Raw genomic sequence first — 23253 nt, forward strand, 5'->3', positions numbered from 1 at the left:
CGGGTGTACTTCGCGGGTGTGGACCTGGCCTGGGCCGGGCGCAACCCGACCGGTGTCGCGGTCGTCGACGCGCGGGGCCGCCTGGTGCATGTCGGCACCGTCCGCGACGACGCCGCGATCCTCGCCGCGTTGCACCCGTACGTGCAGGGCGACTGCCTGGTCGCCTTCGACGCGCCGCTGGTGGTGACCAACCCCACCGGACAGCGTCCGGCCGAGGCGGCGCTCAACCGCGACTTCCGCCGGTTCGAAGCCGGCGCCCATCCGTCCAACACCGCCAAACCGGAGTTCGCCGACGGCCCGCGCGGCGCGCGGCTGGCCGGGGCGCTCGGCCTCGACATGGACCCGTGGTCGCCGGCCGGGCGGCGCGCCATCGAGGTCTACCCGCACCCGGCGACGGTGGTGTTGTTCCGACTGGCGCGCACCCTCAAGTACAAGGCCAAGCCCGGGCGTGACCTCGAGGGCCTCAAAGCCGAGTCGCTGCTGCTGATGGACGGCATCGAAGGCCTCGCGGACGCCGCGGTGCCGCTGCGCGTGGCCGGCCACGACGGCTGGACCGCGCTGCGCGCCCAGGTGGTCACCGCGCGACGCAAAAGCGACCTGCGCCGCGCCGAGGATCCGGTCGATGCCGTCGTGTGCGCCTACGTGGCGCTGTACAGCCACCGGCGCCCGGACGCTGTCACGATCTACGGCGACGTCGCCACCGGGTGCATCGTCACCCCGTCGCTGCCGTAGTCAGCGGGTGTCCGACAACGCCGGCGACGGCTCGGTGCCCGCGCGCCGCTTCTCCCACCGCCGGCTGACCAGGCGGCTGACCAGCGCGATCACCACCCCGCTGGAGATCATGATCGCGGCCAGCACGTATTGCTGCACGGGCCGGCCGAAGAAGGGCATCAACAGCAGCACCGACGACAGGAAGCCGAAGACCGGCAGGGGGGTCGGCGTCCTGAAGTGGGGCCGCCCCTCCGTCGACGTGTCGCGGCGCAGCACCAGCACCGCGACGTTGACCATGGTGAACACCGCCAGGAGCAACAACGACGTGGTACCGCTGAGCACCGAGATCGCGTCCCTGTTCGCGAAGGCGGTGACATAGAGAATCAGCCCCAACGCGATCGCCGTCGTGAACAACACCGCGACCCACGGCGACCGTCGGGTCGGACTGACCGCGCCCAGAAACGACGGCAGCACGCCCTCGCGCGCCATCCCGTAGATGAGCCGACTGGCCATCAGCATGCCGAGCAGCGCGGTGTTGGACACCGCGACCATCGAGATGAACGGCAGGATGATCTTGGTCGGCAACGCGGGCGCCGCCGCCTGGACCACGTCGACGAGCGGCGTGTCGCTGGCCTGCAGCGCCTTCACGGGCACCACCGCGACGGAGACGATCGCCACCAGCGTGTAGATGACGGCTGCGATGCTCAGCCCGGACAGCAACACCTTCGGGAACGTCCTGACCGGGTCCTTGGTCTCCTCGGCCATGTTCACCGAGTCCTCGAATCCGGCCATCGCGAAGAACGCCAGCGACGTCGCGGCGGTCAGGGCGACGAACAGGTTCTTGTCGCCGACGTTGAACGCGATCACCCGCGAGTAGTGGGCGTGGCCGCCTCTGACCGACGCCCACAGCCCGACGACGATCACCATCACCAGCCCGGTGATCTCGATGAGGGTGAGCACCACGTTGAGCTTCGCGCTCTCCCGCATGCCGCGCAGGTTCACCACCGCCAGCGCCACCATGAACAGCATGGCGACGACGACCACGCCCTTGGTCCCCCAGAAGAGCTTGAAGGCGACGATGAAGTTCGACCCGAAAAACCTCGACGCGGTCGCGGCCCCCGTGATGCCGGCGCACATCACCAGGAACGCGACCATGAAGGTGACGAAGCGGTTGCCGAACGCCTTGTGCACGTACAGCGCCGTGCCGGCGGCCCGGGGATATTTGGTCACCAGCTCCAAATAGCTGCAGGCGGTCACGGTTGCGATGACGAAGGCCAGCAGGAACGGAACCCATGCCGCGCCGCCGACCTCGGCACCCACGTCACCGATCAGGGCGTAGATTCCGGTGCCCAGCATGTCACCGACGATGAACAACAACAGCACGCCCGGCCCCATGACCCGATGCAGGTGAGACCCGCCGGTGTCTGCCCCGTCCATGGTTCCTCCCCGGAAGTCGGCTTTGGACTTCCTACCACGCTGCCAGAGCGGTCTAAACACACTTCAGTACTACGCGATGCACTGCGCGGCGCCGCCGTGCTCGTTGTGACGAAGTCAGATCCGGACGGGTCGCTGGTCGATGGGCGCGAGGACGTCGACGAGGTCGACCACCGTGTCCAGCGCCGCCGAGCGGGGGTCGCGACCTTCCACCAAGGCCGAGACAACCGACCCGTCGACGGCACAGATCAGGGTGCACACCAGTTCGATGTGGACGGAGCGGCCCGACCGCTCGAGCGCCTCGGCGACGGCCTCGGCGCGCTGCCGCAGGCTGCGGCGCATGGTCTCCCGCAACGCCGACAGGCGGGTGCACGCGATGTGCCGCTCGTACCGCGAAATCAGCTGATCGGTGAGTCCCGGCCCGGAAACGTCGCCTACCAGCAGGTCTACCAGCACCTCGGCGGTCGTCTCGGGCCCTCGGCGGCGCCGGGACAGCGCGGCGACCCGGGAGCGCAGCTGCGCCACCTCGATCATCCCGATGTGCTCGACGGCGCGTGCGATCAGATCGTCGAGCGACGAGAAGTAGTACGTGGTCGACGCCAGCGGCAGGCCGGCGCGCCTGGCGACCGCCCGGTGCCGCACCGCCTCGAACCCGCCCTCCGCAAGCAGCTCGGCGGCAGCGCTCACTAGCGCATACCGTCGACGCTCTCCTTTTGGAGTAACTGCTGCGGTCACGAGAAGCCATGGTGCCAGTCAAAGTGGTACTGCATTGCCATTTTGGCCAAACGGCCCACCGAACGAACATGGCATGATGGCCCGCATGCCCGACTTGAGCCGCCGCGCCGTGCTGGGGCTCGGGGCCGGCGCGGCCATCGGCGCGGTGGGCGCGTATGCGCTCGATATCGTGCTCAAGCCCCGCGCGTCCCAGGCCATGCCGGTCTCCGCTCCCGTCTCCAGGACCGCCACCGGCCCGCCGATGGCGCCGGCCGCGCCCCGCGAACCCGCCCCCTCGAGTCAGCCCGCCCCCACCATGGTCACGGGCTCCTTCGTGTCGGCGGCGCGCGGCGGCATCACCACCAACTGGGCGATAGCCCGCCCGCCCGGCCAGACCAGGCCGCTGCGGCCGGTGATCGCGCTGCACGGCAAGGGCAGCGACGCGGCCACCGTGATGGCCGGCGGCGTCGAGCAGGGGCTGGCCCAGGCCGTCGACGCCGGATTGCCGCCGTTTGCGGTGGTCGCCGTCGACGGCGGGGGCGGCTACTGGCACAAGAGGGCGTCCGGCGAGGACAGCGGGGCCATGGTGCTCGACGAGCTGATCCCGATGCTGGGCACCCAGAGCCTGGACACCTCGCGGGTGGCGTTCCTGGGCTGGTCGATGGGCGGCTACGGTGCCTTGCTGCTCGGCGGCCGGCTGGGTCCCGCACGCACCGCGGCGATCTGCGCGGTGAGCCCCGCGCTGTGGCTGTCGTCGGGGGCGGCCGCACCCGGCGCGTTCGACGGACCCGCGGACTTCGCGGCCAACTCGGTGTTCGGCATGCCGGCGCTGGCGTCCATCCCGATCCGAGTGGACTGCGGCGACAGCGATCCCTTCTACGCCGCGACCAAGCAGTTCGTCGCCCAACTGCCCACCCCGCCGGCGGGCGGGTTCTCCCCCGGAGGCCACAACCCGGCGTACTGGAGTTCGCAGCTGCCCGCCGAGCTGACCTGGCTCGCGCCGCTGCTGACGGGCTGACGCCGCCGTGCGAGCGTTACGCTCGCGAAGGTGACCGCCCCCTTCGACTGGAGCTTCCCGTACGCGTGGCCGCGCAAGCCCGTGCTGGCGCCCAACGTGGTGTGCACATCGCAACCGCTCGCCGCCCAGGCGGGTCTGCGCATGCTGGCCGAGGGCGGCGGCGCGGTGGACGCCGCGGTTGCCACCGCGATCGCCCTCACCGTGGTGGAACCGGTGTCCAACGGCATCGGCTCGGACGCCTTCGCCATCGTCTGGGACGGCGGGCAGCTGCACGGGCTCAACGCGTCGGGCCGCTCACCGGGGGCCTGGACACCGGAGTACTTCGGCGGCAAGGACGTTCCCGTCCTCGGCTGGAACTCGGTGACCGTCCCGGGTGCGGTCTCGGCGTGGGCCGAGCTGCACGCGCGCTTCGGCCGGCTTCCGTTCGAGCGGCTCTTCGGGCCCGCGATCTCCTACGCCCGCAACGGCTTTCTGCTCTCCCCGACCATCGCCGAGCAGTGGGCGGCGCAGGTGCCGCTGTTCGCGGACCAGCCCGGGTTCGCCGAGACGTTCGCGCCGGGCGGGCGGGCGCCCGCCCCCGGCGAGCTGTTCCGGCTGCCCGACCACGCGGCCACGCTGGAAAAGATCGCCGACACCCGCGGCGAGGCGTTCTACCGCGGGGAGCTGGCCGCCCGGCTCGAGGCCCACGCCGCGGCCAAAGGCGCAGCCATGCACGCCGACGATCTGGACGCCCACCGCGCCGACTGGGTCGGCACGATCGACGCCCCGTATCGCGGCTACACCGTCCACGAGATACCGCCCAACGGCCAGGGCATCGTGGCGCTGATCGCGCTGGGGATCCTCGAGCATTTCGACATGGCTTCGCTGCCGGTCGATTCCGCCGACAGCGTGCATTTGCAGATCGAAGCGGTGAAGCTGGCTTTCGCCGACGCCCAGGCCTATGTCTCCGACATCGGGCACATGCCGGTGGGCCCGCAGCACCTGTTGGACGCGCAGTACCTCCAACAGCGCGCCGCGCTGATCGAGCGGAATCGGGCCAGGCCGGCGTCCGCGGGCACCCCGGGCGGGGGCACCGTCTACCTGACCGCCGCCGACGCCGCGGGGGTGATGGTCTCGATGATCCAGTCCAACTACATGGGGTTCGGCTCGGGCGTGGTGGTGCCGGGGACCGGGATCTCGCTGCAGAATCGCGGCGCGAACTTCGTTGCGACACCGGGGCATCCGAACCGGGTGGGGCCCGGCAAGCGTCCGTACCACACCATCATCCCCGGCTTCGTGACCAGGGACGGCGCGCCGGTGATGAGCTTCGGGGTGATGGGCGGCACCATGCAGCCCCAGGGCCACGTGCAGGTCATCGTGCGGATCGCCGACCACGGCCAGAATCCGCAGGCGGCGTGCGACGGCCCCCGGTTCCGGTGGGTGGACGGCATGCAGGTCAGCTGCGAACGGGGTTTCCCGCCGGCCACCCTCGACGAGCTGCGTCGGCGCGGGCACGACCTGGTCACCGTGGGGGACTACAACCAGTTCGGCAGCTGCCAGGCGATCTGGCGCCTGGGCGGCGGGTACCTCGCGGCCAGCGACCCACGCCGCGACGGCCAGGCCGCCGGTTTCTAGACGCGGATCTTGCCTTCGGCCGCCAGCAGCGCGATGTCGCTGCGGAAGTGGCTGCCCGGCAGCCGGATCGAACGCAGGATGTCGTAGGCGTTGGCGCGGGCCGCCGACAGGTCGGCGCCGGTGCCCACCACCGAGAGCACCCGGCCGCCGGACGAGACGATCGCGCCGTCATCGCGGCGCGCCGTCCCGGCGTGCAGCACCCCGTCGGCTTCCGAGCCGACGACGACGTCACCGACCCGCGGTCGCCCGGGATAGTTCTCCGCGGCCAGTACCACCGCGACCGCCGCCCCCGCACGCCAGCGCAGCTCCCCGAAGCCGGCCAGCGTGCCGCTGCCGGCGGCGTAGAGCAGCTGCCCCAGCGGCGACTCCAGCAGCGCCAGCACGGCCTGGGTTTCCGGATCGCCGAAGCGGCAGTTGAATTCGACCACCGCAGGACCTTTCGCGGTGATCGCCAGCCCGGCGTACAGCAGCCCGCAGAACGGGCTTTCCCGCCGGACCAGTTCCGCCGCAACGGGTTCGACGATGTTGGTGACCACGTCCCGGTAGACGTCGTCGGGCAGCCACGGCACCGGCGCGTAGGCGCCCATCCCGCCGGTGTTGGGTCCGGTGTCGCCGTCACCGGCCCGCTTGAAGTCCTGCGCCGGCAACAACGGCACCACGGTCCGGCCGTCGACGACGCAGAACAGCGACACCTCGGGCCCGTCCAGAAAAGACTCGAGCAGCACCGGGTGGCCGGCCTCCAGCAACCCGGCCGCGTAGGCACGCGCGACCTCGCGGTCCGCGGTCACCACCACGCCCTTGCCGGCGGCCAGGCGGTCGTCTTTGACCACCCAGGCGGGGTCGCCGGCCGGCGGTCCGAACCTGTCCAGGGCGGAATCCAGATGCGCTGGGGAATCGACGATTTCGCTGGCCGCGGTGCGCACTCCCGCCGCGGCCATGACGTCCTTGGCGAACGCCTTGGAGCCTTCGATGCGAGCGGCGTCCCGGCTGGGCCCGAAGCACACGATGCCGGCGGCGCGCACGGCGTCGGCCACCCCGAGTACCAGCGGAACCTCGGGGCCGACGACGACCAGGTCGGCGCGCACCGTGCGCGCCAGGGCGACGACGTCCTCGCTCGAGGTCACGTCGACGGGGTGCTGCTCGGCGATCCGGGCCGTGCCGGCGTTGCCGGGAGCGATCGCCAGCCCGGTGACCTCCGGATCTCTCCGCAGCGCCAGCAGCAGCGCATGTTCACGGGCACCGGAACCGATCACCAGGACGCGCACGACACGTCACTCTAGCGGGCCGGCCGGCAGGCGATCGGCTACCTCGGCAGTACGGCCTCGATGGCCTCGACGACCTCCGGCGCATCGGGCTCCGTGCGTGGCCGGAAGCGTCTCACCACCGCCCCGCCGGGGGCGATGAGGAACTTCTCGAAGTTCCATTGCACGTCACCGGCTTCGCCGGCGGCGTCGGGCGTCTTGGTCAGCTCCGCGTACAGCGGATGCCGGCCCGGCCCGTTGACCTCGGTCTTGGCCATCAGCGGGAACGTCACACCGTAATTCGTGGAGCAGAAGGTCTGAATCTCCTCGGCGGTGCCGGGCTCCTGGCCCATGAACTGGTTGCAGGGCACCCCGATCACCGTGAGCCCGCACTCGGCGTAGTCCTGCGCGAGCCTTTCCAGCGCGCTGTACTGCGGGGTCAGCCCGCATTTGGAAGCGACGTTGACCACCAGCACCGCGCGGTCGGCGTAGTCGGCAAGCGATGTCTCGCGCCCGTCGAGGGTGGTGAGGGCGATGTCGGTGACAGTCATGGCGGTGACGTTACCCCGGGGCATCAGCCGCCGGATTCGCCCGCGTTCATCTTCAACGCAGCCTCCACGTTGGCCTTCTTGTCCTCACCGGTGCCCTTCGCCGCGGCCTTCTTGCGCTTGGCCACCACGGTGCCGACCGCACCGTTGAACGCCGAGCCCAGCGGGAAGCCGAGGTAGTGGGTGAGAAACACGGCCATTTCTTTGAGTTCGTCCTCGGTGAGTTCCTCGTTGAGCAGCGCGGCGTTGATCTGAATCTCGGCCAGGTCGCGACTTCCGATGGCGGTCACCGCCGTCAGCGTCATGATCCGCTTGTCGCGCATCGACAGTCCCGGGCGCGTCCAGATGCTGCCGAACAGGTGATCGACGGTCAGGTCGAAGTACGGGTCACCCTCGATGTTGGGCATCTCCCAGCCGTAGACCTCGTTCATCTTCTCGAGGCCCTTGCGGCGCAATTCGTCCATTACGACCCTTCCTCCGTGTGTGGTACCCCGAGCCCGGCGGCCAGCCCCTCGTACGCGATCCGGGCCAGGGGTAGATCGACCGATACCGCCTCGCCCAGTCCCAGCGCCAGGCTCAGGTCCTTCTCGCCCAGCCCGCGGGTATGCAGGAAAGGCTGGTACAGGAAGTTGTCCGGCTCGAGGTCTTTCATGTTCTCCCGCACCATGATCGCCCCCGGGCCACCCGTGAGGGCGTCGGTGTGGCGGACCACCCGGCCCAGCGCCTGCAGATCCAGTCCCGCCGCCTCGGCGAGTTTCATCGCCTCACAGGCCGCGACGTAGGAGGTGAACGTCAACATGTTGCGGGCGAGTTTCATCCGGGTCCCGGCGCCAGGCGCTCCGGCGTGAATCACCATCGCCGCCCAGTGTTTGAAGGCCGGCTTGATCCGCTCGTACACCTCGCGTTCGGCGCCCACCATGGTGGCCAGCTCGCCCCTGGCCGCGGCGGCGGCCCCACCGCTGACGGGCGCGTCGACGACATGGATGTCCCGCGGTCGGTACGCGGCGGCCAGTTCGACGGCGGTGCTGTCGCTGATCGTCGAGTGGATCGCGATGACGGTGCCGGGCCCGGCGTGGGCGGCCAACTCGCCGACGACCTGGCGCACCTGGGCATCGTTGAGCACGGTGATGTGGATGATGTCGGCGGCGGCGACGTCGGCGACACTGTCGGCCAGGCCGGCGCCCTTTTCGGCCAGCGGCGTCATCGCCTCCGCCCGGATGTCGTAAACCGTTATCCCGCCGGGCCATTCGGTCATCTTGGTGGCCATCGGCGCACCCATGTTCCCCAGGCCGATGTAGCCGAGTCGCAAGTCGCTGGTCATTTGCGCCGCCCCTCCTCATCGCTGCGCTCTGCATCGTCGCCGGCGCGCGTCATGATCGGATGATCTGCCCGCCGTCGACGTTGAAGATCTGCCCGGTGATCCACGCGGCTTCGTCGGAGAGCAGGAACAGGCACATACCGACCAGGTCCTCGGGAGTTCCCATCCGCGACAAGGGAAGACCCTTGACGATGTCGGCGACCATCTCCTGGGGCGTGGTGGTGCGGTTGGCCTCGGTGTCGATCGGTCCGGGCGCGATCGCGTTGATCCGGATGTTCTGGCCACCCAGTTCGCGCGAAAGCTGTTGGGTCAGGCCGTTGATGCCGACCTTGGCCAGGCCGTAGAAGTTGGCGTACAGCCACGCGGCGGTGGACGACTGGTTGACGATCGCCCCGCCGCCGCGCTTGGCCATCTTCTTGTACACCGCGCGCGTGCACCACAGCGCGCCGTCGAGGTTCACGCTCATGAACTTCTTGTAGTACTCGGGGTCGACGGTGACCAGGAAGTCCAGCTTCATGCCGCCGAAGATCGCGGCGTTGTTCACCAGGTAGTCGATGCCGCCGAACTCGGCCAGCGTGCGGTCGGCCATCGCCTTGGCCGAGGCCGGGTCCGAGACGTCCACCGGGACGGCCAGGGCCGTGCCGCCTTCGGCACTGATCTGCTTGGCCACCGCCTCGGCGGCGTCGGCCTTGATGTCGGCCACCACGACCGCGGCGCCCTCGCGGGCCAGCGCCTCGGCGTAGGCCTGGCCGATCCCGCCCCCCGACCCGGTGACGATGGCGACCTTGTTCTCGAACCGCATGCTGTTCAGACTCCTCTAGTTGATTGCCGTGGCAATGGTCTTGGTTTCCAGGTACTCCTCGAAACCGGCCAGACCCATCTCGCGACCGTTTCCGGACTGCTTGTAGCCACCGAAGGGCGCGTCGGCCGAATACCACACGCCGCCATTGACGTTGATCGTGCCCGCGCGGATCCGCGCGGCCGCCCGCGCCGCCCGCTGCGGGTCGGCGCCGAACACGGTGCCCGACAGCCCGTACGGCGAGTCGTTGGCGATGCGAACCGCGTCCTCGTCACCGTCGTGCGGGATCACCGTCAGGACCGGGCCGAAGATCTCCTCGCGCGCGCAGCGCGCGTCGTTGCCCAGGCCCGCGATCACGGTGGGCTCGATGAAGAACCCGACGTCGCGGTCGGCCGGCCGGCCGCCGCCGCACGCGAACGTGCCGCCCTCGGCGATCGCGGAGTCGAGGTAGCCCTGAATCCGGTCGCGCTGGCGCGCCGAAATGACCGGCCCGCAGATGGTTCCGGGGTCGGTGGGGTCGCCCGCCTTGATCCCGGCCATCGTGGCGGCGGCGATCGAGACGGCTTCGTCATATTTGGCGCGCGGCACCACCAGCCGGGTGGTGATCGCGCAGCCCTGCCCGGCGTGCATGCACACCGAGAACCCCGCCACACCCACCGCACCGCCCAGGTCGGCGTCGTCGAGGACGACGAACGCCGACTTGCCGCCCAGCTCGAGGAAGACCTTCTTGATGGTCGCGGCGCCGTCGGCCATCACGCTGCGGCCGGTGGCGGTCGACCCGGTGAACGAAATCATGTCCACCCGAGCGTCTTTGGCCAGCAGCGCGCCCACGCGGTGGTCGCTGGAGGTGACGATGTTGAGGACGCCGGGCGGGAAGTCGGTGTGCTCGGCGATGAGTTCGCCCAGCACGGCGGCGCACCAAGGGGTGTCGGGCGCGGGCTTGAGGACGACGGTGTTGCCGGCGGCCAGTGCCGGCCCGATCTTGGCGAGGTTGATCTGGTGCGGAAAGTTCCACGGGGTGATGGCGCCGACGACGCCGACCGCCTCCCGGGCGATGGTGCGCCGCGTCGGGATGCCCATGGGCGCGGCCTCGCCGAGATCCTGGTTGTACTCGTATGATTCGGCGGTGTCGGCCGCGAACGCGAGGTCGTTGACCGGGACCTCGAGCTGAGCGATGGTGGTGAGCATCCGCGGCGCGCCGACTTCGGCGATGGTCAGGTCGCGCAGCTCTTCGAGGTGCTGCTGCATCGCCTCGCGCAGCTGGCGCACGCACCGCACCCGTAGCTCGGTGTCGCGCGACCAGTCCGTCTCGTCGAAGGCGCGCCGCGCGGCGTCGATGGCGCGGCCCATGTCGTCGGCGCCGGCGTCCGCGGCCACACCGAGCACCTCCTCGGTCGCCGGGTTGATCGTCGGGAAGGTGCCGGCGCTGCCGGCCGACATCTTGCCGTCGATGAAAAGTTGACTCACGCCGTCGGCCAGCAAGGCCATCTCGCGCTCCCGTCTTCGCGTGGCGGACCGCGGGCCAAAAACCCGCACGACATCAAGTGGACACTTGTCCGGTATTGTCCCAGGGAACCATAGCCGCCCGGTCGGCGGCGGTGCAAGAGGCGATACCGGCCGCGGCGCGTACGGACGCAGATATTCGCCGGTGAGACCACCATTTCACGCGTGGCCTTGCCAGGTGCCGAGTCGATCCGTTAGCTTGGACAGGTGTCCAGCGATGCAGTGGCGACGACGTCATCTCAGGCCGGTCGGCACGCCGGTCAGGCGCCCCGAAATCGGCGCCAGGAGGAGACGTTTCGCAAGGTGCTGGCCGCCGGCATCGAAACCCTGCGCGAGACGTCGTATGCCGACCTGACGGTGCGCGCGGTGGCGGCGCGCGCCAAGGTCGCCCCGGCCACCGCGTACACCTACTTCTCCTCGAAGAACCACCTGATCGCCGAGGTCTATCTGGACCTGGTCCGGCAGGTCCCGTTCTTCACCGACGTCAACGACCCCATGTCCACCCGGGTGGAGATGGTGTTGCGCCACCTGGCGCTGGTGGTGGCCGACGAGCCGGAGGTCAGCGCCGCGTGCACGACGGCGTTGCTCAGCGGCGGCGGCGACCCGGCGGTGCGCGCCGCGCGCGACCGCATCGGCGCGGAGATCCACCGCCGCATCACGTCCGCCATGGGCCCCGATGCCGATCCCACCGCCGTGTCGGCACTGGAGATGTCGTTCTTCGGCGCGCTGGTCCAGGCCGGCAGCGGCGAGTTCACCTATCGCGAGATCGCCGACCGGCTGGCCTACGTGGTGAAGCTCATCCTCACCGGCGCCGGCGAGACAAGCCAGGAGACAGACAGCGAATGACCGTGCATGTGGGGGACCACGAGCTGGTGCTCGATCCCTACGACTACGACTTCCACGAAGATCCGTACCCGTACTACCGGCGGCTGCGCGACGAGGCCCCGCTGTACCGCAACGAGGAACTGAAGTTCTGGGCGGTGTCGCGGCACGGCGACGTGCTGCAGGGCTTCCGCAACAGCACCACGCTGTCCAACAAGTACGGCGTCTCGCTGGACCCGGCGTCGCGCGGCCCGCACGCGTCCAAGACGATGTCGTTCCTGGCGATGGACGATCCCGCCCACCTTAGGCTGCGCACCCTGGTGTCGAAAGGGTTTACCCCGCGCCGGATTCGGGAGCTCGAGCCCCGGGTCACCGAGATCGCGACACGGCACCTGGACACGATGCTGGAGAAGGCCACGTCTTGCGCGGCCGGCACGGTCGACTACGTCGACGAGTTCGCCGGCAAGCTGCCCATGGACGTCATCTCCGAGCTGATGGGGGTCCCGGAGCCCGACCGGGCGCAGGTCCGGGCCTGGGCCGACGGGGTGATGCACCGCGAGGAGGGGGTCACCGACGTGCCGCCGGAGGCCATCGAGGCCTCCCTCAACCTGATCGTCTACTACCAGGGGATGGTGGCCGAGCGGCGCGAGAAGCCCACCGACGATCTGACCACGGCACTGCTGGAGGCCGAGATCGACGGCGACCGGCTCACCGACGACGAAGTTCTCGGGTTCATGTTCCTGATGGTGATAGCCGGCAACGAGACGACCACCAAACTCCTTGCCAATGCGGCATTCTGGGGCCACAAGAATCCCGACCAGCTGACGCCGGTCTACACCGACCCGTCCCGGGTGCAGCTGTGGGTCGAGGAGACCCTGCGCTACGACACGTCCAGCCAGATCCTGGCCCGCACCGTCTCCGGCGAGCTCACCCTCTACGACACCACCCTGCCCGAGGGCGACGTCCTGCTGCTGCTGCCCGGTTCGGGGCATCGCGACGAGCGGGTGTTCGACCGCCCCGACGAGTTCCTCATCGGACGCGAAATCGGGCCCAAGCTACTGAGTTTCGGCAGCGGGGCGCATTTCTGCCTGGGCGCGCACCTGGCCCGCATGGAGGCGCGGGTGGCGCTCACCGAGTTGTTCAAGCGAATCCGCGGGTACCAGGTCGACGAGGCCGGCGCCGTCCGCGTCCACTCCAGCAATGTCCGCGGCTTCGCCCACCTGCCGATGACTTTCGAAACCAACTGAAGGGCCGCACATGCCCCGCTTCGACCCCCTGCCCGACCGTCGCCCGGCGATCGTGGCCGGCGCCTCCTCCGGCATCGGGGAGGCCACCGCCATCGAGCTCGCGGCCCACGGATTCCCGGTCGCCCTGGGTGCGCGCCGCGTCGAGAAGCTGAACGACATCGTCGGCAAGATCAACGCCGACGGCGGTGAGGCGGTCGGCTTCCACCTGGACGTCACCGACCCCAGCTCCGTGAAATCTTTTGTCGCACAGTCCGTCGAAGCGCTCGGCGACATCGAGGTGCTGGTGGCCGGCGCGGGCGACACCTACTTCGGCAAGCTCGCCGAGATCGCAGGCGACGAGTTCGAGTCGCAGCTGCAGATCCACCTGGTCGGCGCCTTCCGGTTGGCCTCGACCGTCCTTCCCGGCATGCTCGAGCGGCAGCGCGGCGACCTGATCTTCGTCGGCTCCGACGTGGCCCTGCGCCAGCGGCCACACATGGGCGCCTACGGCGCCGCCAAGGCCGCGCTCGTCGCGATGGTCACCAACTTCCAGATGGAGCTCGAGGGCACCGGCGTGCGGGCCTCGATCGTGCATCCCGGCCCGACGAAGACCTCCATGGGCTGGAGCCTGCCGGCCGACAAGATCGGCCCCGCGCTCGAGGACTGGGCCAGGTGGGGGCAGGCCCGCCACGACTACTTCCTGCGCGCCGCGGACCTGGCGCGCGCCATCACGTTCGTGGCCGAGACACCGCGCGGTGGCTTCATCGCGAACATGGAGCTGCAACCCGAAGCGCCGTTGGCCGACAACACATCTCGCCAGAAGCTCGCGCTCGGCGAGGAAGGGATGCCGTCATGACGACCACCGCGATCGTGCCGCGGGTTTCCGGCGGCGAAGAAGAACACGGACACCTCGAGGAGTTCCGCACCGATCCGATCGGGCTGATGCGGCGCGTCCGCGACGAGTGCGGGGACGTCGGCTGGTTCCAGCTGGCCGACAAGCACGTCATCCTGCTCTCCGGCGCCGAGGCCAACGAGTTCTTCTTCCGCTCCGCCGACGAGGACCTCGACCAGGCCGAGGCCTATCCGTTCATGACGCCGATCTTCGGCAAGGGCGTCGTGTTCGACGCCAGCCCCGAGCGGCGCAAGGAGATGCTGCACAACTCCGCGCTGCGTGGTGAGCACATGAAGGGCCACGCCACCACCATCGAGCGCGAAGTGCACCGGATGATCGAGAACTGGGGCGACGAGGGCGAGATCGACCTGCTGGACTTCTTCGCCGAGCTGACCATCTACACCTCGACGGCATGCCTGATCGGCACGAAGTTCCGCAATCAGCTCGACTCGCGGTTCGCGCACTTCTACCACCAACTCGAGCGCGGCACGGACCCGCTGTGCTACGTCGACCCGTACCTGCCGATCGAGAGCTTCCGCATCCGCGACGAGGCCCGAAAAGGGTTGGTGGCGTTGGTGCAGGAGATCATGAACCAGCGCATCGCCAACCCGCCGGCCGACAAGAGCGATCGCGACATGCTCGACGTGCTGGTGTCGATCAAGGACGAGGCGGGCAACGCGCGGTTCTCCGCCGACGAGGTCACCGGGATGTTCATCTCGCTGATGTTCGCGGGGCACCACACGAGTTCGGGCACCTCGGCGTGGACGCTGATCGAGCTGATGCGCCACCCCGGCTCCTACGCCGAGGTGGTCACCGAGCTCGACGAGCTCTACGCGGACGGGCAGGAGGTGAGTTTCCATGCGCTGCGCCAGATTCCGAAACTGGAGAACGTACTCAAGGAGACGCTGCGGCTGCACCCGCCGCTGATCATCCTGATGCGGGTGGCCCAGGGCGAGTTCGAGGTCGAGGGTTACCCAATCCACAAGGGCGACTTCGTCGCGGCGTCGCCGGCGATCTCCAACCGCATCCCCGAGGACTTCCCCGACCCCGACGACTTCGTGCCACAGCGCTACGAGGAACCGCGCCAGGAGGACCTGGTGAACCGGTGGACGTGGATTCCGTTCGGCGCCGGCAGGCACCGCTGCGTGGGTGCGGCGTTCGCCCAGATGCAGATCAAGGCGATCTTCTCGGTTCTGTTGCGCGAGTACGAATTCGAGATGGCCCAGCCGCCCGACAGCTATCGGAACGACCATTCGAAGATGGTGGTGCAACTGGCCCGGCCCGCCAAGGTGCGCTACCACCGCCGCAACAGGAGCTGACGATGGGTTTTCGAGTCGAAGCCGACCTGGACCTGTGCCAGGGGCATGCGATGTGCGAGCTGGAGGCCCCTGACTACTTCCGGGTGCCCAAGCGCGGCAAGGTCGAGATCATCGATGCCGAGCCGCCCGAGGAAGCCCGCCGCGAGATCGAACAGGCCGTGCGCGCCTGTCCCACCCAGGCGCTGTCCATCAAAGAGAAAGGCTGACACATGGCGTCATTCCCCAGGGCTGAGCTCGACGAGTGGGTGCGATCCTGGCTCCAGGCCAACAAGGATTGCGAGCAGGCGGGCGACTGGAAGCCCCTGGCGGACTTCTACGCCGCCGACGCCACCTACGGCTGGAACATCGGCCCCAAGGAGGACGTGATGTGCGTCGGGATCGACGAGATCCGCGACATCGCGCTCGGCCTGGAGATGGAGGGCCTGGAGAACTGGCAGTACCCCTACCAGAAGGTGATCGTCGACGATCAGCAGGGCGAGATCGTCGGCTTCTGGAAGCAGGTCGTCTTCGACGGCGACGGCGGAGAACAGGAGGTCTACGGGATCGGCGGCAGCTGGTTCCGGCTGGGCCCCGACAAGCTCATCGAGTGGCAGCGGGACTTCTTCGACTTCGGCCACGTCCAGACGCTCTACCTGGATCTGATCAAGGCCGGCAAGCTGTCCAAGGGCATGCAGAAGCGCATCGAGCGCAGCCTCGCCGGCGAGAAGCTGCCTGGCTACTACCCCCTCGGCAAGACCCCGGTGCCGATCTGGTAGCACCCGGGGCCGATTGCCGCTCCCCCTTGTCTACGCTGCGGTGACGCACGTCATAATGGTCCGGAGAACGAGAACACGTTCTAAATTACCGTCCGGCCCCGGCCGGTCCCCAACGCCCGAGCACTCGGGTCAGGGCTTGCTAGTGGAGGTGGTTCATGAAAACAAAAGGCGCGCTGATCTGGGAGTTCAACCAGCCGTGGTCGATCGAGGAAATCGAGATCGGTGACCCGCAGAAGGGCGAAGTCAAGATCCAGATGGAAGCGTCGGGCATGTGCCACTCCGACCACCACCTGGTGACGGGCGGCATCCCGATGGCGGGCTTCCCGGTGCTCGGCGGGCACGAGGGCGCCGGCATCGTGACCGAGGTCGGACCGGGCGTCGAGGCCGTCGCCCCCGGCGACCACGTCGTGTTGTCGTTCATCCCGTCGTGCGGCAAGTGCCCGACGTGCCAGGCCGGCCTGCGCAACCTGTGTGACCTGGGTGCGGGCCTGCTGGGCGGCACCGCCGTCTCCGACGGCACGTTCCGCATCCAGGCCCGCGGCCAGAACGTCTACCCGATGACGCTGCTGGGGACGTTCTCGCCCTACATGGTCGTGCACGAGAGTTCGGTGGTGAAGATCGACCCGTCGGTGCCGTTCGAGGTGGCCGCGCTGGTCGGCTGCGGCGTGACCACCGGCTACGGGTCGGCGGTCCGTACCGCCGACATCCGGCCGGGCCAGGACGTCGCCATCGTCGGTGTCGGCGGGGTCGGGATGGCCGCGCTGCAGGGTGCGGTCAACGCCGGTGCCCGCTACATCTTCGCGATCGACCCGGTGGAGTGGAAGCGCGACCAGGCCCTGAAGTTCGGCGCCACGCACGTCTACCCCGACATCGAGGCCGCGATGATGGGCATGGCCGAGGTCACCTACGGCCTGATGGCCCACAAGGTGGTGGTCACCGTCGGTGAACTGCACGGCGCCGACGTCGACAACTACCTCAACATCACCCAAAAGGGCGGCACCTGCGTGCTGACCGCGATCGGCAGCCTGCTGGACACCAACGTGACCCTGAACCTGGCGATGCTGACCCTGATGCAGAAGAACCTGCAGGGCACCATCTTCGGCGGCGGCAACCCGCAGTACGACATCCCGCAACTGCTGTCGATGTACAAGGTCGGCAAGCTCAACCTGGACGACATGATCACCCGCCAGTACAAGCTGGAGCAGATCAACGACGGCTACCAGGACATGCTGGACGGCAAGAACATTCGCGGCGTCATCCGGTACACGGACGCGGACCGGTAAGCGGTCCCCCTCCGGGTCGGGTCCGGGGTGGCCGGGTTCCCGCACCTGCTGACGCCGGGACGAATCGGCGCCATGACGGTGCGCAACCGGGTGGTCATGTCTCCGATGGAGACCATGTACGGCACCCCGGACGGGCTGCCGTCTCGGCGCACGCGTGACTACTTCGCCGCCCGGGCCAAGGGCGGCGTGGGCCTGATCACGTTGGGCGCCACGGGAGTCGACCCGCAGCACCCCGAGACCCCCGGCGGGCTGCACCTGGGCACCGACGACGCGGTGGCGGCGCACCGGGCGCTGGTCGCCGCCGTGCACGAGCACGGCGCCAGGATCCAGCCGCAGATCGTGCACGCCGGGCCCGACGGCCTGGGTCCGGAGATCTTCGGCGTCACCTCGGTGGGGCCGTCGGTGATCCCGTCGTATCTCACCGGGCGCCCGTCGGTCGAGATCAGCAAGCCGCAGCTGTGCGAGGTGCTCGATCTGTTCAAGGCGGCCGCGCGGCGGGCCGCGGAAGCCGGGTACGACGGCATCGAGTTGCACGCCGCGCACGGCTACATGCTGCTGGGCTCCTTCCTTGCGCCGCAACGCAATCGGCGCACCGACGACTACCGCGGCGACTCCGCGCGCGGCCGGGTGCGTGTCGTGCTGGATGCCCTGGCCGCGATCCGGTCAGAGATCGGCGACGCCCTGCCGATCACGTTGCGCATCTCCGGCTACGAACGCGTCGCCGGGGGCAGGCCGATGCACGAGACCGCCCGGATGGCACCCGAACTGGTGTCGGCCGGGGTGGACGCGTTCCACGTCAGCGGCGGGGTGATCGATCGCCTCGTCACTCAGATGGTCAACGGCGCCGACGACGGCGACGCGCTCAACGTCGGCGCCGCTGCCGCGGTCAAACAGGTGGTCGACGTGCCGGTGATCGCGGTGGGCCGCATCCACGACCCGGTTCACGCCGAACGGATCCTGGCCGAGGGGCAAGCCGATTTCGTCGCAATGGGGCGTCCGCTGCTTGCCGATCCCGATCTGCCGCGCAAACTGCGCTCCGGTCAGGCGCAGCGGATTCTCCGGTGCATCTCGTGCGAGAACTGCATCGACGCAATGGAACAGCGCTTCTCGGTCGACTGCGCCGTCAACCCCCGCACCGGCAAGGAGCGCGACCTGGCCGCGCGCCGCGCCGATCGCGCCAAGCGGGTCGTGGTGATCGGCGGCGGGCCCGCCGGGCTGGAAGCCGCCCGCGTGGCCGCCGAACGCGGCCACCGCGTCACGCTGTTCGAGCGCAGTGGCCAGCTGGGCGGGGCGCTGCGCTGGGCGTCGGTCCTGCATCCGGAGAACCAGCCGTTCCTGGAATACCTGCGCAACGAGATCAAGCTCTGCTCGGTCAAAGTCCATGTCGGGCATGCCGTTTCGGCCGATGACGTGATCGGGATCGCTCCCGACGCGGTGGTGGTGGCCACTGGCGGCCGGGTCGCGGTGCCCGCCATTCCCGGCGGGGACCTACCGCACGTGCACACCGGGCCGGGGCTGCGCGAGCTGCTCGGCGGTCATGCGCAATCCGGCGACCCGGCGTGGCAGCGGCTCGGCGCGTCGCTGCTGGGCGGGTGGCGGCAGCGCCTGGTACGCCCGGCCGCGGTCCGGCTGGCCAGCCGCGCCTGGATGCCGCTGGGCCGGCGGGTCGCGGTCATCGGCGGCGACCTGGTCGCCCTGGAGTTGGCGGAGTTTTTGGCGAGCCGCGGCCGGCTGGTGTCGATCCTGGAGGCCGGCAAGGACATCGCCCCGGAGGTGGGCAACAAGCGCAAGACCGAGCACATGGACCGCCTCGACCGGCTGGGCGTCACCGTGCACGTGCGGGCGACCCCGCAACGGATCACCCCCCGCGCGGTGGTCTTCACCCCCGCCGGCGGCACCACGCGCGAGTTGGCGGCCGACAGCGTCGTGCTGGCCGGGACCGTGCACCCCGACACCGGCCTGTTCGACGCCCTGGTCGCGGCCATGCCCGGCGCGCAGGTGCACGCCGCGGGTGACTGCACGGGCCTCGGCCTGATTCGCAAGGCCACCGAGGAGGGCGCACGCGCCGCGTGCGCGATCTAGAGACAGGAGAACAGATGACCGAAACCGCACCATCTCCGGCGCTGACCGCGTCGCAGTCGTCATGGCGCTGCGCGCAAGGTAAGGACCGGGACGGCTGGCTGGCGCTGATGACCGACGATGTGGTCATCGAGGACCCGATCGGTAAGTCGGTCACCAACCCCGATGGCAACGGTGTGCGCGGGAAGGCAGCCGTCGGCGAGTTCTTCGACAACAACATCGCCCAGAATCAGCTCACCATCACGTGCGAGGAAACCTTCCCGTCGAGCTCTCCCGACGAGATCGCACATATTTTGGTGCTGCAGAGCAAGTTCGAGGGCGGGATGACCAGCAAGGTGCGTGGCGTGTTCACCTACAAGGTGAATGACGCGGGGCTGATCACCAACATGCGCGGCTACTGGAACCTCGACGTCATGGAGTTCGGCCAGGAGGACTGACTCCGGGGGCGTCGGATCGCCGAACCTATGCTGGGGCCCATGTCGTCGGTCTTCACCAAGATCATCAACCGAGAACTGCCCGGCCGTTTCGTCTACGAGGACGACGAGGTCGTCGCGTTCCTGACGATCGAGCCGATGAGCCAGGGTCACACGCTGGTGGTGCCGCGCGCCGAGATCGACCAGTGGCAGGACGTCGACGGCGCGGTCTTCGCCCGCGTCATGGCGGTGAGCCAGCTGATCGGCAGGGCCGTGTGCAAGGCCTTCAACACCGAACGGGCCGGCGTGATCATCGCCGGGCTCGAAGTGCCCCATCTGCACGTTCACGTGTTCCCCACCCGCAGCCTGGGCGACTTCGGCTTCGCCCACGTCGACCGCAACCCGTCGCCGGAATCGCTGGACGAGGCGCAGGCCAAGATCAAGGCGGCCCTGGCTCAGCTGACGTGAACCGGCTGCTCCGGCACGGGCACGTCGCTCACCCGCGGCAGCGTGACGCGAAAGCAGCAACCGTCGCCGGGGGCGGTGGTCACGGTGACGGTGCCGCGGTGCGCGTGCACCAACGAGTCGACGATGGAAAGCCCGAGGCCGGTGCCGCCGCTGGCCCGGGCACGTGACGAGTCGGTGCGATAGAAGCGCTCGAACACCCGCGCCGCATCCTCGCGGCTCATGCCCGGCCCCTTGTCGGCCACCTCGATCACCGCGTCGTCGTCGTCGGTGCCGACCCGCACGATCACGTCGGCGCTTTCCGGGGTGTGCTGCAAGGCGTTCACCAGCAGGTTGCTCAGCACCTGGCGGATTCGGGCCTCGTCACCGACCACCTCCGGGGTGCCCGGACCGTCGAAGACCTCCATGCTGATCGTGCGCCTGGGGTCCATGGCCTGCGCGTCGTGCACCGCGTCGCTGGCCAACGCCAGCAGATCCACCTGGTGATGTTCCAGCGGCCGTTGGGCGTCCAGGCGGGCCAGCAGCAGCAGATCCTCGACGAGCAGCCCCATCCGGCTGGCCTCGCTTTCTATCCGCGACAGCAGCATCGACACGTCGCGCGCGGCGCCCTGGCGATACAACTCCGCGAAACCGCGGATGGTGGTCAGGGGGGTCCGCAGCTCGTGGCTGGCGTCGGTGATGAACCGCCGCATCCGCTCCTCGGAACTGCGCGCCTTCTCGGCCGAGGACTCCGAGGACGCCAACGCCTCCTGGATCTGGGTGAGCATTCCGTTGAGCGCCAGCGACAGCTGGCCCACCTCGGTGCGGGGATCGCGCTGCGGGATCCGGCGGTCCAGTTGGCCGCCGGCGATGGCCGCGGCGGTCTGTTCGACCTCGGACAGCGGGCGCAGGCTGCGCTGGACGACGGCGAAGCTGGCGATCCCGGCGACGACCAGCACGCCCACCCCGATGCCGACCTGCAGCCAGACCAGCGAGCGGACCGTGTGCTGGACGTCGGAGAGGTCGATCGCCACGGTCGTCAGGCCGTGCGGGCCGCGCACCGACACCGCCCGCCACTCGATGTCGGAGCCGTTGACCGACGGCAGGGTCGTCGGGTCGGGGCCCACATCGTTGTCGGGCGGCAGCGCCGGCTCGGCGTTGCGGTCGTTGATGGCGGTGAACGGCGTGCCGTCGGTGCCGATGCCGCGCACGTAGAACTTCGACGGGGGCCGGCCGGGGTCCGGGCTCTCGTAGGGCGGCGGTGACTGCCGGCGCGGGGCCAGCGCCCAGCCGCGGGACGCCTCGAGAAGCGTCTGGTCGATCCGGCTGACCAGCACGTGACGCAGGATCGAGGTGACCGCGACCCCCGACACCAGCAGGCCGCAGCCGACCAGGACGAGGGTGGCCGCGACCAGGCTCACCCGTAGGGGCACACCGCGTCGGACCCGCTTGAGCATGTCCGTATTCTTCGCCACCGGTCACCTACCTCGCCACGCGGCCGCGTGGGTGCTCAGCGCGGTTCACGCAGCACATAGCCCACACCGCGCAGGGTGTGCAGAAGCCGCTTGTCCCCGGTGTCGATCTTGCGGCGCAGGTACGACACGTAGGACTCGACGACGTTGACGTCGCCGCCGAAGTCGTACCGCCAGACGTGGTCGAGGATTTTGGGTTTGCTGAGCACCGTGCCCGCGTTGATGACGAAGTAGCGCAGCAGGGTGAACTCCGTCGGCGACAGCGATACCGGCTGGCCGGCCTTCCACACCTCGTGGGTCTCTTCGTCGAGTTCGATGTCGGCGAACGTCAGCCGGGCGTTGCGGGGTTCCGCTCCGCCCTTGCCGGCGCGCCGGAGGATGACCCGCAACCGGGCGACGACCTCTTCCAGGCTGAACGGCTTGGTCACGTAGTCGTCACCGCCCAGGGTCAGGCCCGCGATCTTGTCCTGCAGGGAGTCGCGGGCCGTCAGGAAAAGCGCCGGGGCGTCGATGCCGTCGGCGCGCAGCCGGCGCAGCACGCCGAACCCGTCCATCCCGGGCATCATCACGTCGAGGATGACCGCGTCCGGACGGGCTTCGCGCGCCCGGTCGAGGGCCTGGGCCCCGTTGGTCGCGGTGTGCACCTCGAATCCCTGAAACTTCAGGCTGACGGAGAGCAGTTCGACGATGTTGGCCTCGTCGTCGACCACGAGGATGCGAGCCTCCGGTTTGGACTCGCTTTGGATAGCCGCTGTCATTGGGGCCTTCTGTCCTAACTTGAACGTTGCCTGCACAGTAAGTGTGTACTTGCTGTGAGCAAGGTGGTAACCATCTGATAATAGCCTGCCAGCCATCATCGCACCGCCGTCGACCCGAACGCCGTTCATCGAGGTCGCGTCGCGAATAGACTCCAGGCATGAACCTCGTCAAAAGCGTCGTGTCCCTGGCGACCGCCCCCGCGCGGGCCGGCCTCGCCGCCGCGGAGGCGAGCTTGAACGTCGCCTCGGTGGCCGTCGGGGTGGCCAAGCGCGCGGTGGGCGACGGCGGGACCGGCGCCGGGACGAACGGCGTGGCGGCCATGCTGGGGATCGACGACGCGATCGTGCGCGCCAACCGGCTGGCGCGGCTGATGGACGACGACGCCCCGCTGGGGCGCGCCGTGGCCCCCGACGGTCCGCTGGACCGGCTGCTGCGCCCGGGCGGCGTGGTCGACATGCTGACCTCGCAGGGCGGCCTGCTGGACCGGCTGACCGCCGACGGCGGCGGCCTGCAGCGCGCGTTGCAGCCCGGCGGGCTGGCCGACCAGCTGCTCGCCGAGGAAGGCCTGATCGAACGCGTGCTGTCCGAGGACGGGCTGGCCGACCGGCTGCTCGCCGACGGCGGACTGATCGACAAGCTGACCGCCAAGAACGGTCCGCTGCAACAGCTCGCCGACGTCGCCGACACCCTGGCCCGGCTGACGCCGGGGATGGAGGCGCTCGAGCCCGCGATCGAGACGCTGCAGGACGCGGTCGTCGCGTTGACCATGGTGGTCAACCCGCTGAGCAACATCGCCGAGCGCTTTCCGTTCCCCGGACGACGGCTCCCGCGCCGCACCGTGACGCGCCCGGTGCGCTCGACGCGCATCATCGACACCGAGGAGTGATTC

At 69.4% G+C, this 23253-nt stretch carries 24 protein-coding genes; 14 read left to right on the forward strand and 10 right to left on the reverse strand.

The window, feature by feature from the left end:
- Positions 1 to 3 precede the first annotated feature (3 nt).
- A complete protein-coding gene (locus tag ACJ512_RS26440) occupies positions 4 to 732 on the forward strand; it encodes a DUF429 domain-containing protein (RefSeq protein WP_407687205.1) in 729 nt (242 codons plus the stop codon).
- Here the strand turns inward: ACJ512_RS26440 and ACJ512_RS26445 are convergent, their stop codons facing one another.
- Both ACJ512_RS26445 and ACJ512_RS26450 read right to left on the reverse strand, forming a co-directional pair.
- A complete protein-coding gene (locus ACJ512_RS26445) occupies positions 733 to 2148 on the reverse strand; it encodes an APC family permease (protein ID WP_407687206.1) in 1416 nt (471 codons plus the stop codon).
- Positions 2149 to 2262: 114 nt separating this feature from the next.
- Complete coding sequence (locus ACJ512_RS26450; protein WP_407687207.1) at positions 2263 to 2880, reverse strand: TetR/AcrR family transcriptional regulator; 618 nt, start codon at positions 2878 to 2880, stop codon at positions 2263 to 2265.
- A 73-nt stretch (positions 2881 to 2953) separates the two neighbouring features.
- On the opposite strand from ACJ512_RS26450, the gene ACJ512_RS26455 reads away from it, so the two are divergent.
- Positions 2954 to 3877, forward strand: coding sequence for an alpha/beta hydrolase-fold protein (locus ACJ512_RS26455; RefSeq protein ID WP_407687208.1), 924 nt, complete (start codon positions 2954 to 2956; stop codon positions 3875 to 3877).
- A 30-nt stretch (positions 3878 to 3907) separates the two neighbouring features.
- Positions 3908 to 5491 carry a gamma-glutamyltransferase family protein gene (locus ACJ512_RS26460; RefSeq protein ID WP_407687209.1) on the forward strand — a complete coding sequence of 528 codons (1584 nt, stop codon included), beginning with the start codon at positions 3908 to 3910 and terminating at the stop codon, positions 5489 to 5491.
- Here the strand turns inward: ACJ512_RS26460 and purD are convergent.
- The 6 genes from purD to ACJ512_RS26490 are packed head-to-tail and all read right to left on the reverse strand — an operon-like array spanning position 5488 to position 10885.
- Positions 5488 to 6756 (reverse strand): phosphoribosylamine--glycine ligase, encoded by a 1269-nt coding sequence (gene purD / locus ACJ512_RS26465; protein ID WP_407687210.1) that lies wholly within the window; start codon positions 6754 to 6756, stop codon positions 5488 to 5490. The two genes, ACJ512_RS26460 and purD, sit on opposite strands and share 4 nt — an antisense overlap.
- 38 nt (positions 6757 to 6794) lie before the next feature.
- Positions 6795 to 7283: a glutathione peroxidase gene (locus ACJ512_RS26470; RefSeq protein ID WP_407687211.1), complete on the reverse strand. Its 489-nt coding sequence runs from the start codon at positions 7281 to 7283 to the stop codon at positions 6795 to 6797.
- Positions 7284 to 7306: 23 nt separating this feature from the next.
- The gene (locus ACJ512_RS26475) at positions 7307 to 7744 is read right to left on the reverse strand and encodes a carboxymuconolactone decarboxylase family protein (RefSeq protein ID WP_407687212.1); all 438 of its coding nucleotides are present in this window, start codon (positions 7742 to 7744) and stop codon (positions 7307 to 7309) included.
- Positions 7744 to 8601: an NAD(P)-dependent oxidoreductase gene (locus ACJ512_RS26480; RefSeq protein WP_407687213.1), complete on the reverse strand. Its 858-nt coding sequence runs from the start codon at positions 8599 to 8601 to the stop codon at positions 7744 to 7746. Before ACJ512_RS26480 ends, ACJ512_RS26475 begins: the two co-directional genes overlap by 1 nt.
- 49 nt (positions 8602 to 8650) lie before the next feature.
- Positions 8651 to 9400, reverse strand: coding sequence for an SDR family oxidoreductase (locus ACJ512_RS26485; RefSeq protein WP_407687214.1), 750 nt, complete (start codon positions 9398 to 9400; stop codon positions 8651 to 8653).
- Positions 9401 to 9415: 15 nt separating this feature from the next.
- The gene (locus tag ACJ512_RS26490) at positions 9416 to 10885 is read right to left on the reverse strand and encodes an aldehyde dehydrogenase (RefSeq protein ID WP_407687215.1); all 1470 of its coding nucleotides are present in this window, start codon (positions 10883 to 10885) and stop codon (positions 9416 to 9418) included.
- A 222-nt stretch (positions 10886 to 11107) separates the two neighbouring features.
- On the opposite strand from ACJ512_RS26490, the gene ACJ512_RS26495 reads away from it, so the two are divergent.
- The 10 genes from ACJ512_RS26495 to ACJ512_RS26540 all read left to right on the forward strand — a co-directional run bounded on the left by ACJ512_RS26495 (position 11108) and on the right by ACJ512_RS26540 (position 20157).
- Complete coding sequence (locus ACJ512_RS26495; RefSeq protein WP_407687216.1) at positions 11108 to 11746, forward strand: TetR family transcriptional regulator; 639 nt, start codon at positions 11108 to 11110, stop codon at positions 11744 to 11746.
- Positions 11743 to 12969: a cytochrome P450 gene (locus ACJ512_RS26500; protein WP_407687217.1), complete on the forward strand. Its 1227-nt coding sequence runs from the start codon at positions 11743 to 11745 to the stop codon at positions 12967 to 12969. The genes ACJ512_RS26495 and ACJ512_RS26500 overlap by 4 nt, the downstream gene beginning before the upstream one ends.
- A gap of 10 nt (positions 12970 to 12979) precedes the next feature.
- Positions 12980 to 13804 carry an SDR family oxidoreductase gene (locus ACJ512_RS26505; RefSeq protein ID WP_407687218.1) on the forward strand — a complete coding sequence of 275 codons (825 nt, stop codon included), beginning with the start codon at positions 12980 to 12982 and terminating at the stop codon, positions 13802 to 13804.
- Complete coding sequence (locus ACJ512_RS26510) at positions 13801 to 15159, forward strand: cytochrome P450 (protein WP_407687219.1); 1359 nt, start codon at positions 13801 to 13803, stop codon at positions 15157 to 15159. Before ACJ512_RS26505 ends, ACJ512_RS26510 begins: the two co-directional genes overlap by 4 nt.
- Before the next feature lie 2 nt (positions 15160 to 15161).
- Positions 15162 to 15365: a ferredoxin gene (locus tag ACJ512_RS26515; RefSeq protein ID WP_407687220.1), complete on the forward strand. Its 204-nt coding sequence runs from the start codon at positions 15162 to 15164 to the stop codon at positions 15363 to 15365.
- 3 nt (positions 15366 to 15368) lie between these two features.
- Positions 15369 to 15914, forward strand: a complete 546-nt coding sequence (locus ACJ512_RS26520; protein ID WP_407687221.1) for a Cif family virulence factor — start codon at positions 15369 to 15371, stop codon at positions 15912 to 15914.
- Between the two features lie 155 nt (positions 15915 to 16069).
- Positions 16070 to 17197 carry an NDMA-dependent alcohol dehydrogenase gene (locus tag ACJ512_RS26525; RefSeq protein WP_407687222.1) on the forward strand — a complete coding sequence of 376 codons (1128 nt, stop codon included), beginning with the start codon at positions 16070 to 16072 and terminating at the stop codon, positions 17195 to 17197.
- 27 nt (positions 17198 to 17224) lie between these two features.
- A complete protein-coding gene (locus ACJ512_RS26530) occupies positions 17225 to 19279 on the forward strand; it encodes an FAD-dependent oxidoreductase (RefSeq protein ID WP_407687223.1) in 2055 nt (684 codons plus the stop codon).
- Between the two features lie 14 nt (positions 19280 to 19293).
- Positions 19294 to 19713 carry a ketosteroid isomerase family protein gene (locus ACJ512_RS26535; protein WP_407687224.1) on the forward strand — a complete coding sequence of 140 codons (420 nt, stop codon included), beginning with the start codon at positions 19294 to 19296 and terminating at the stop codon, positions 19711 to 19713.
- 39 nt (positions 19714 to 19752) lie between these two features.
- The gene (locus tag ACJ512_RS26540; RefSeq protein ID WP_407687225.1) at positions 19753 to 20157 is read left to right on the forward strand and encodes an HIT family protein; all 405 of its coding nucleotides are present in this window, start codon (positions 19753 to 19755) and stop codon (positions 20155 to 20157) included.
- Here the strand turns inward: ACJ512_RS26540 and ACJ512_RS26545 are convergent.
- Positions 20145 to 21590, reverse strand: a complete 1446-nt coding sequence (locus ACJ512_RS26545; RefSeq protein WP_407687233.1) for a sensor histidine kinase — start codon at positions 21588 to 21590, stop codon at positions 20145 to 20147. The genes ACJ512_RS26540 and ACJ512_RS26545 overlap by 13 nt on opposite strands.
- A 53-nt stretch (positions 21591 to 21643) precedes the next feature.
- Positions 21644 to 22363: a response regulator transcription factor gene (locus tag ACJ512_RS26550; RefSeq protein ID WP_407687226.1), complete on the reverse strand. Its 720-nt coding sequence runs from the start codon at positions 22361 to 22363 to the stop codon at positions 21644 to 21646.
- Positions 22364 to 22521: 158 nt separating this feature from the next.
- On the opposite strand from ACJ512_RS26550, the gene ACJ512_RS26555 reads away from it, so the two are divergent.
- Positions 22522 to 23250 carry a hypothetical protein gene (locus ACJ512_RS26555; protein WP_407687227.1) on the forward strand — a complete coding sequence of 243 codons (729 nt, stop codon included), beginning with the start codon at positions 22522 to 22524 and terminating at the stop codon, positions 23248 to 23250.
- The last annotated feature ends 3 nt before the right edge of the window (positions 23251 to 23253 follow it).

The sequence above is a fragment of the Mycobacterium cajalii genome (assembly GCF_045809005.2).
In the GTDB taxonomy this organism is placed as follows: Bacteria; Actinomycetota; Actinomycetes; order Mycobacteriales; family Mycobacteriaceae; genus Mycobacterium.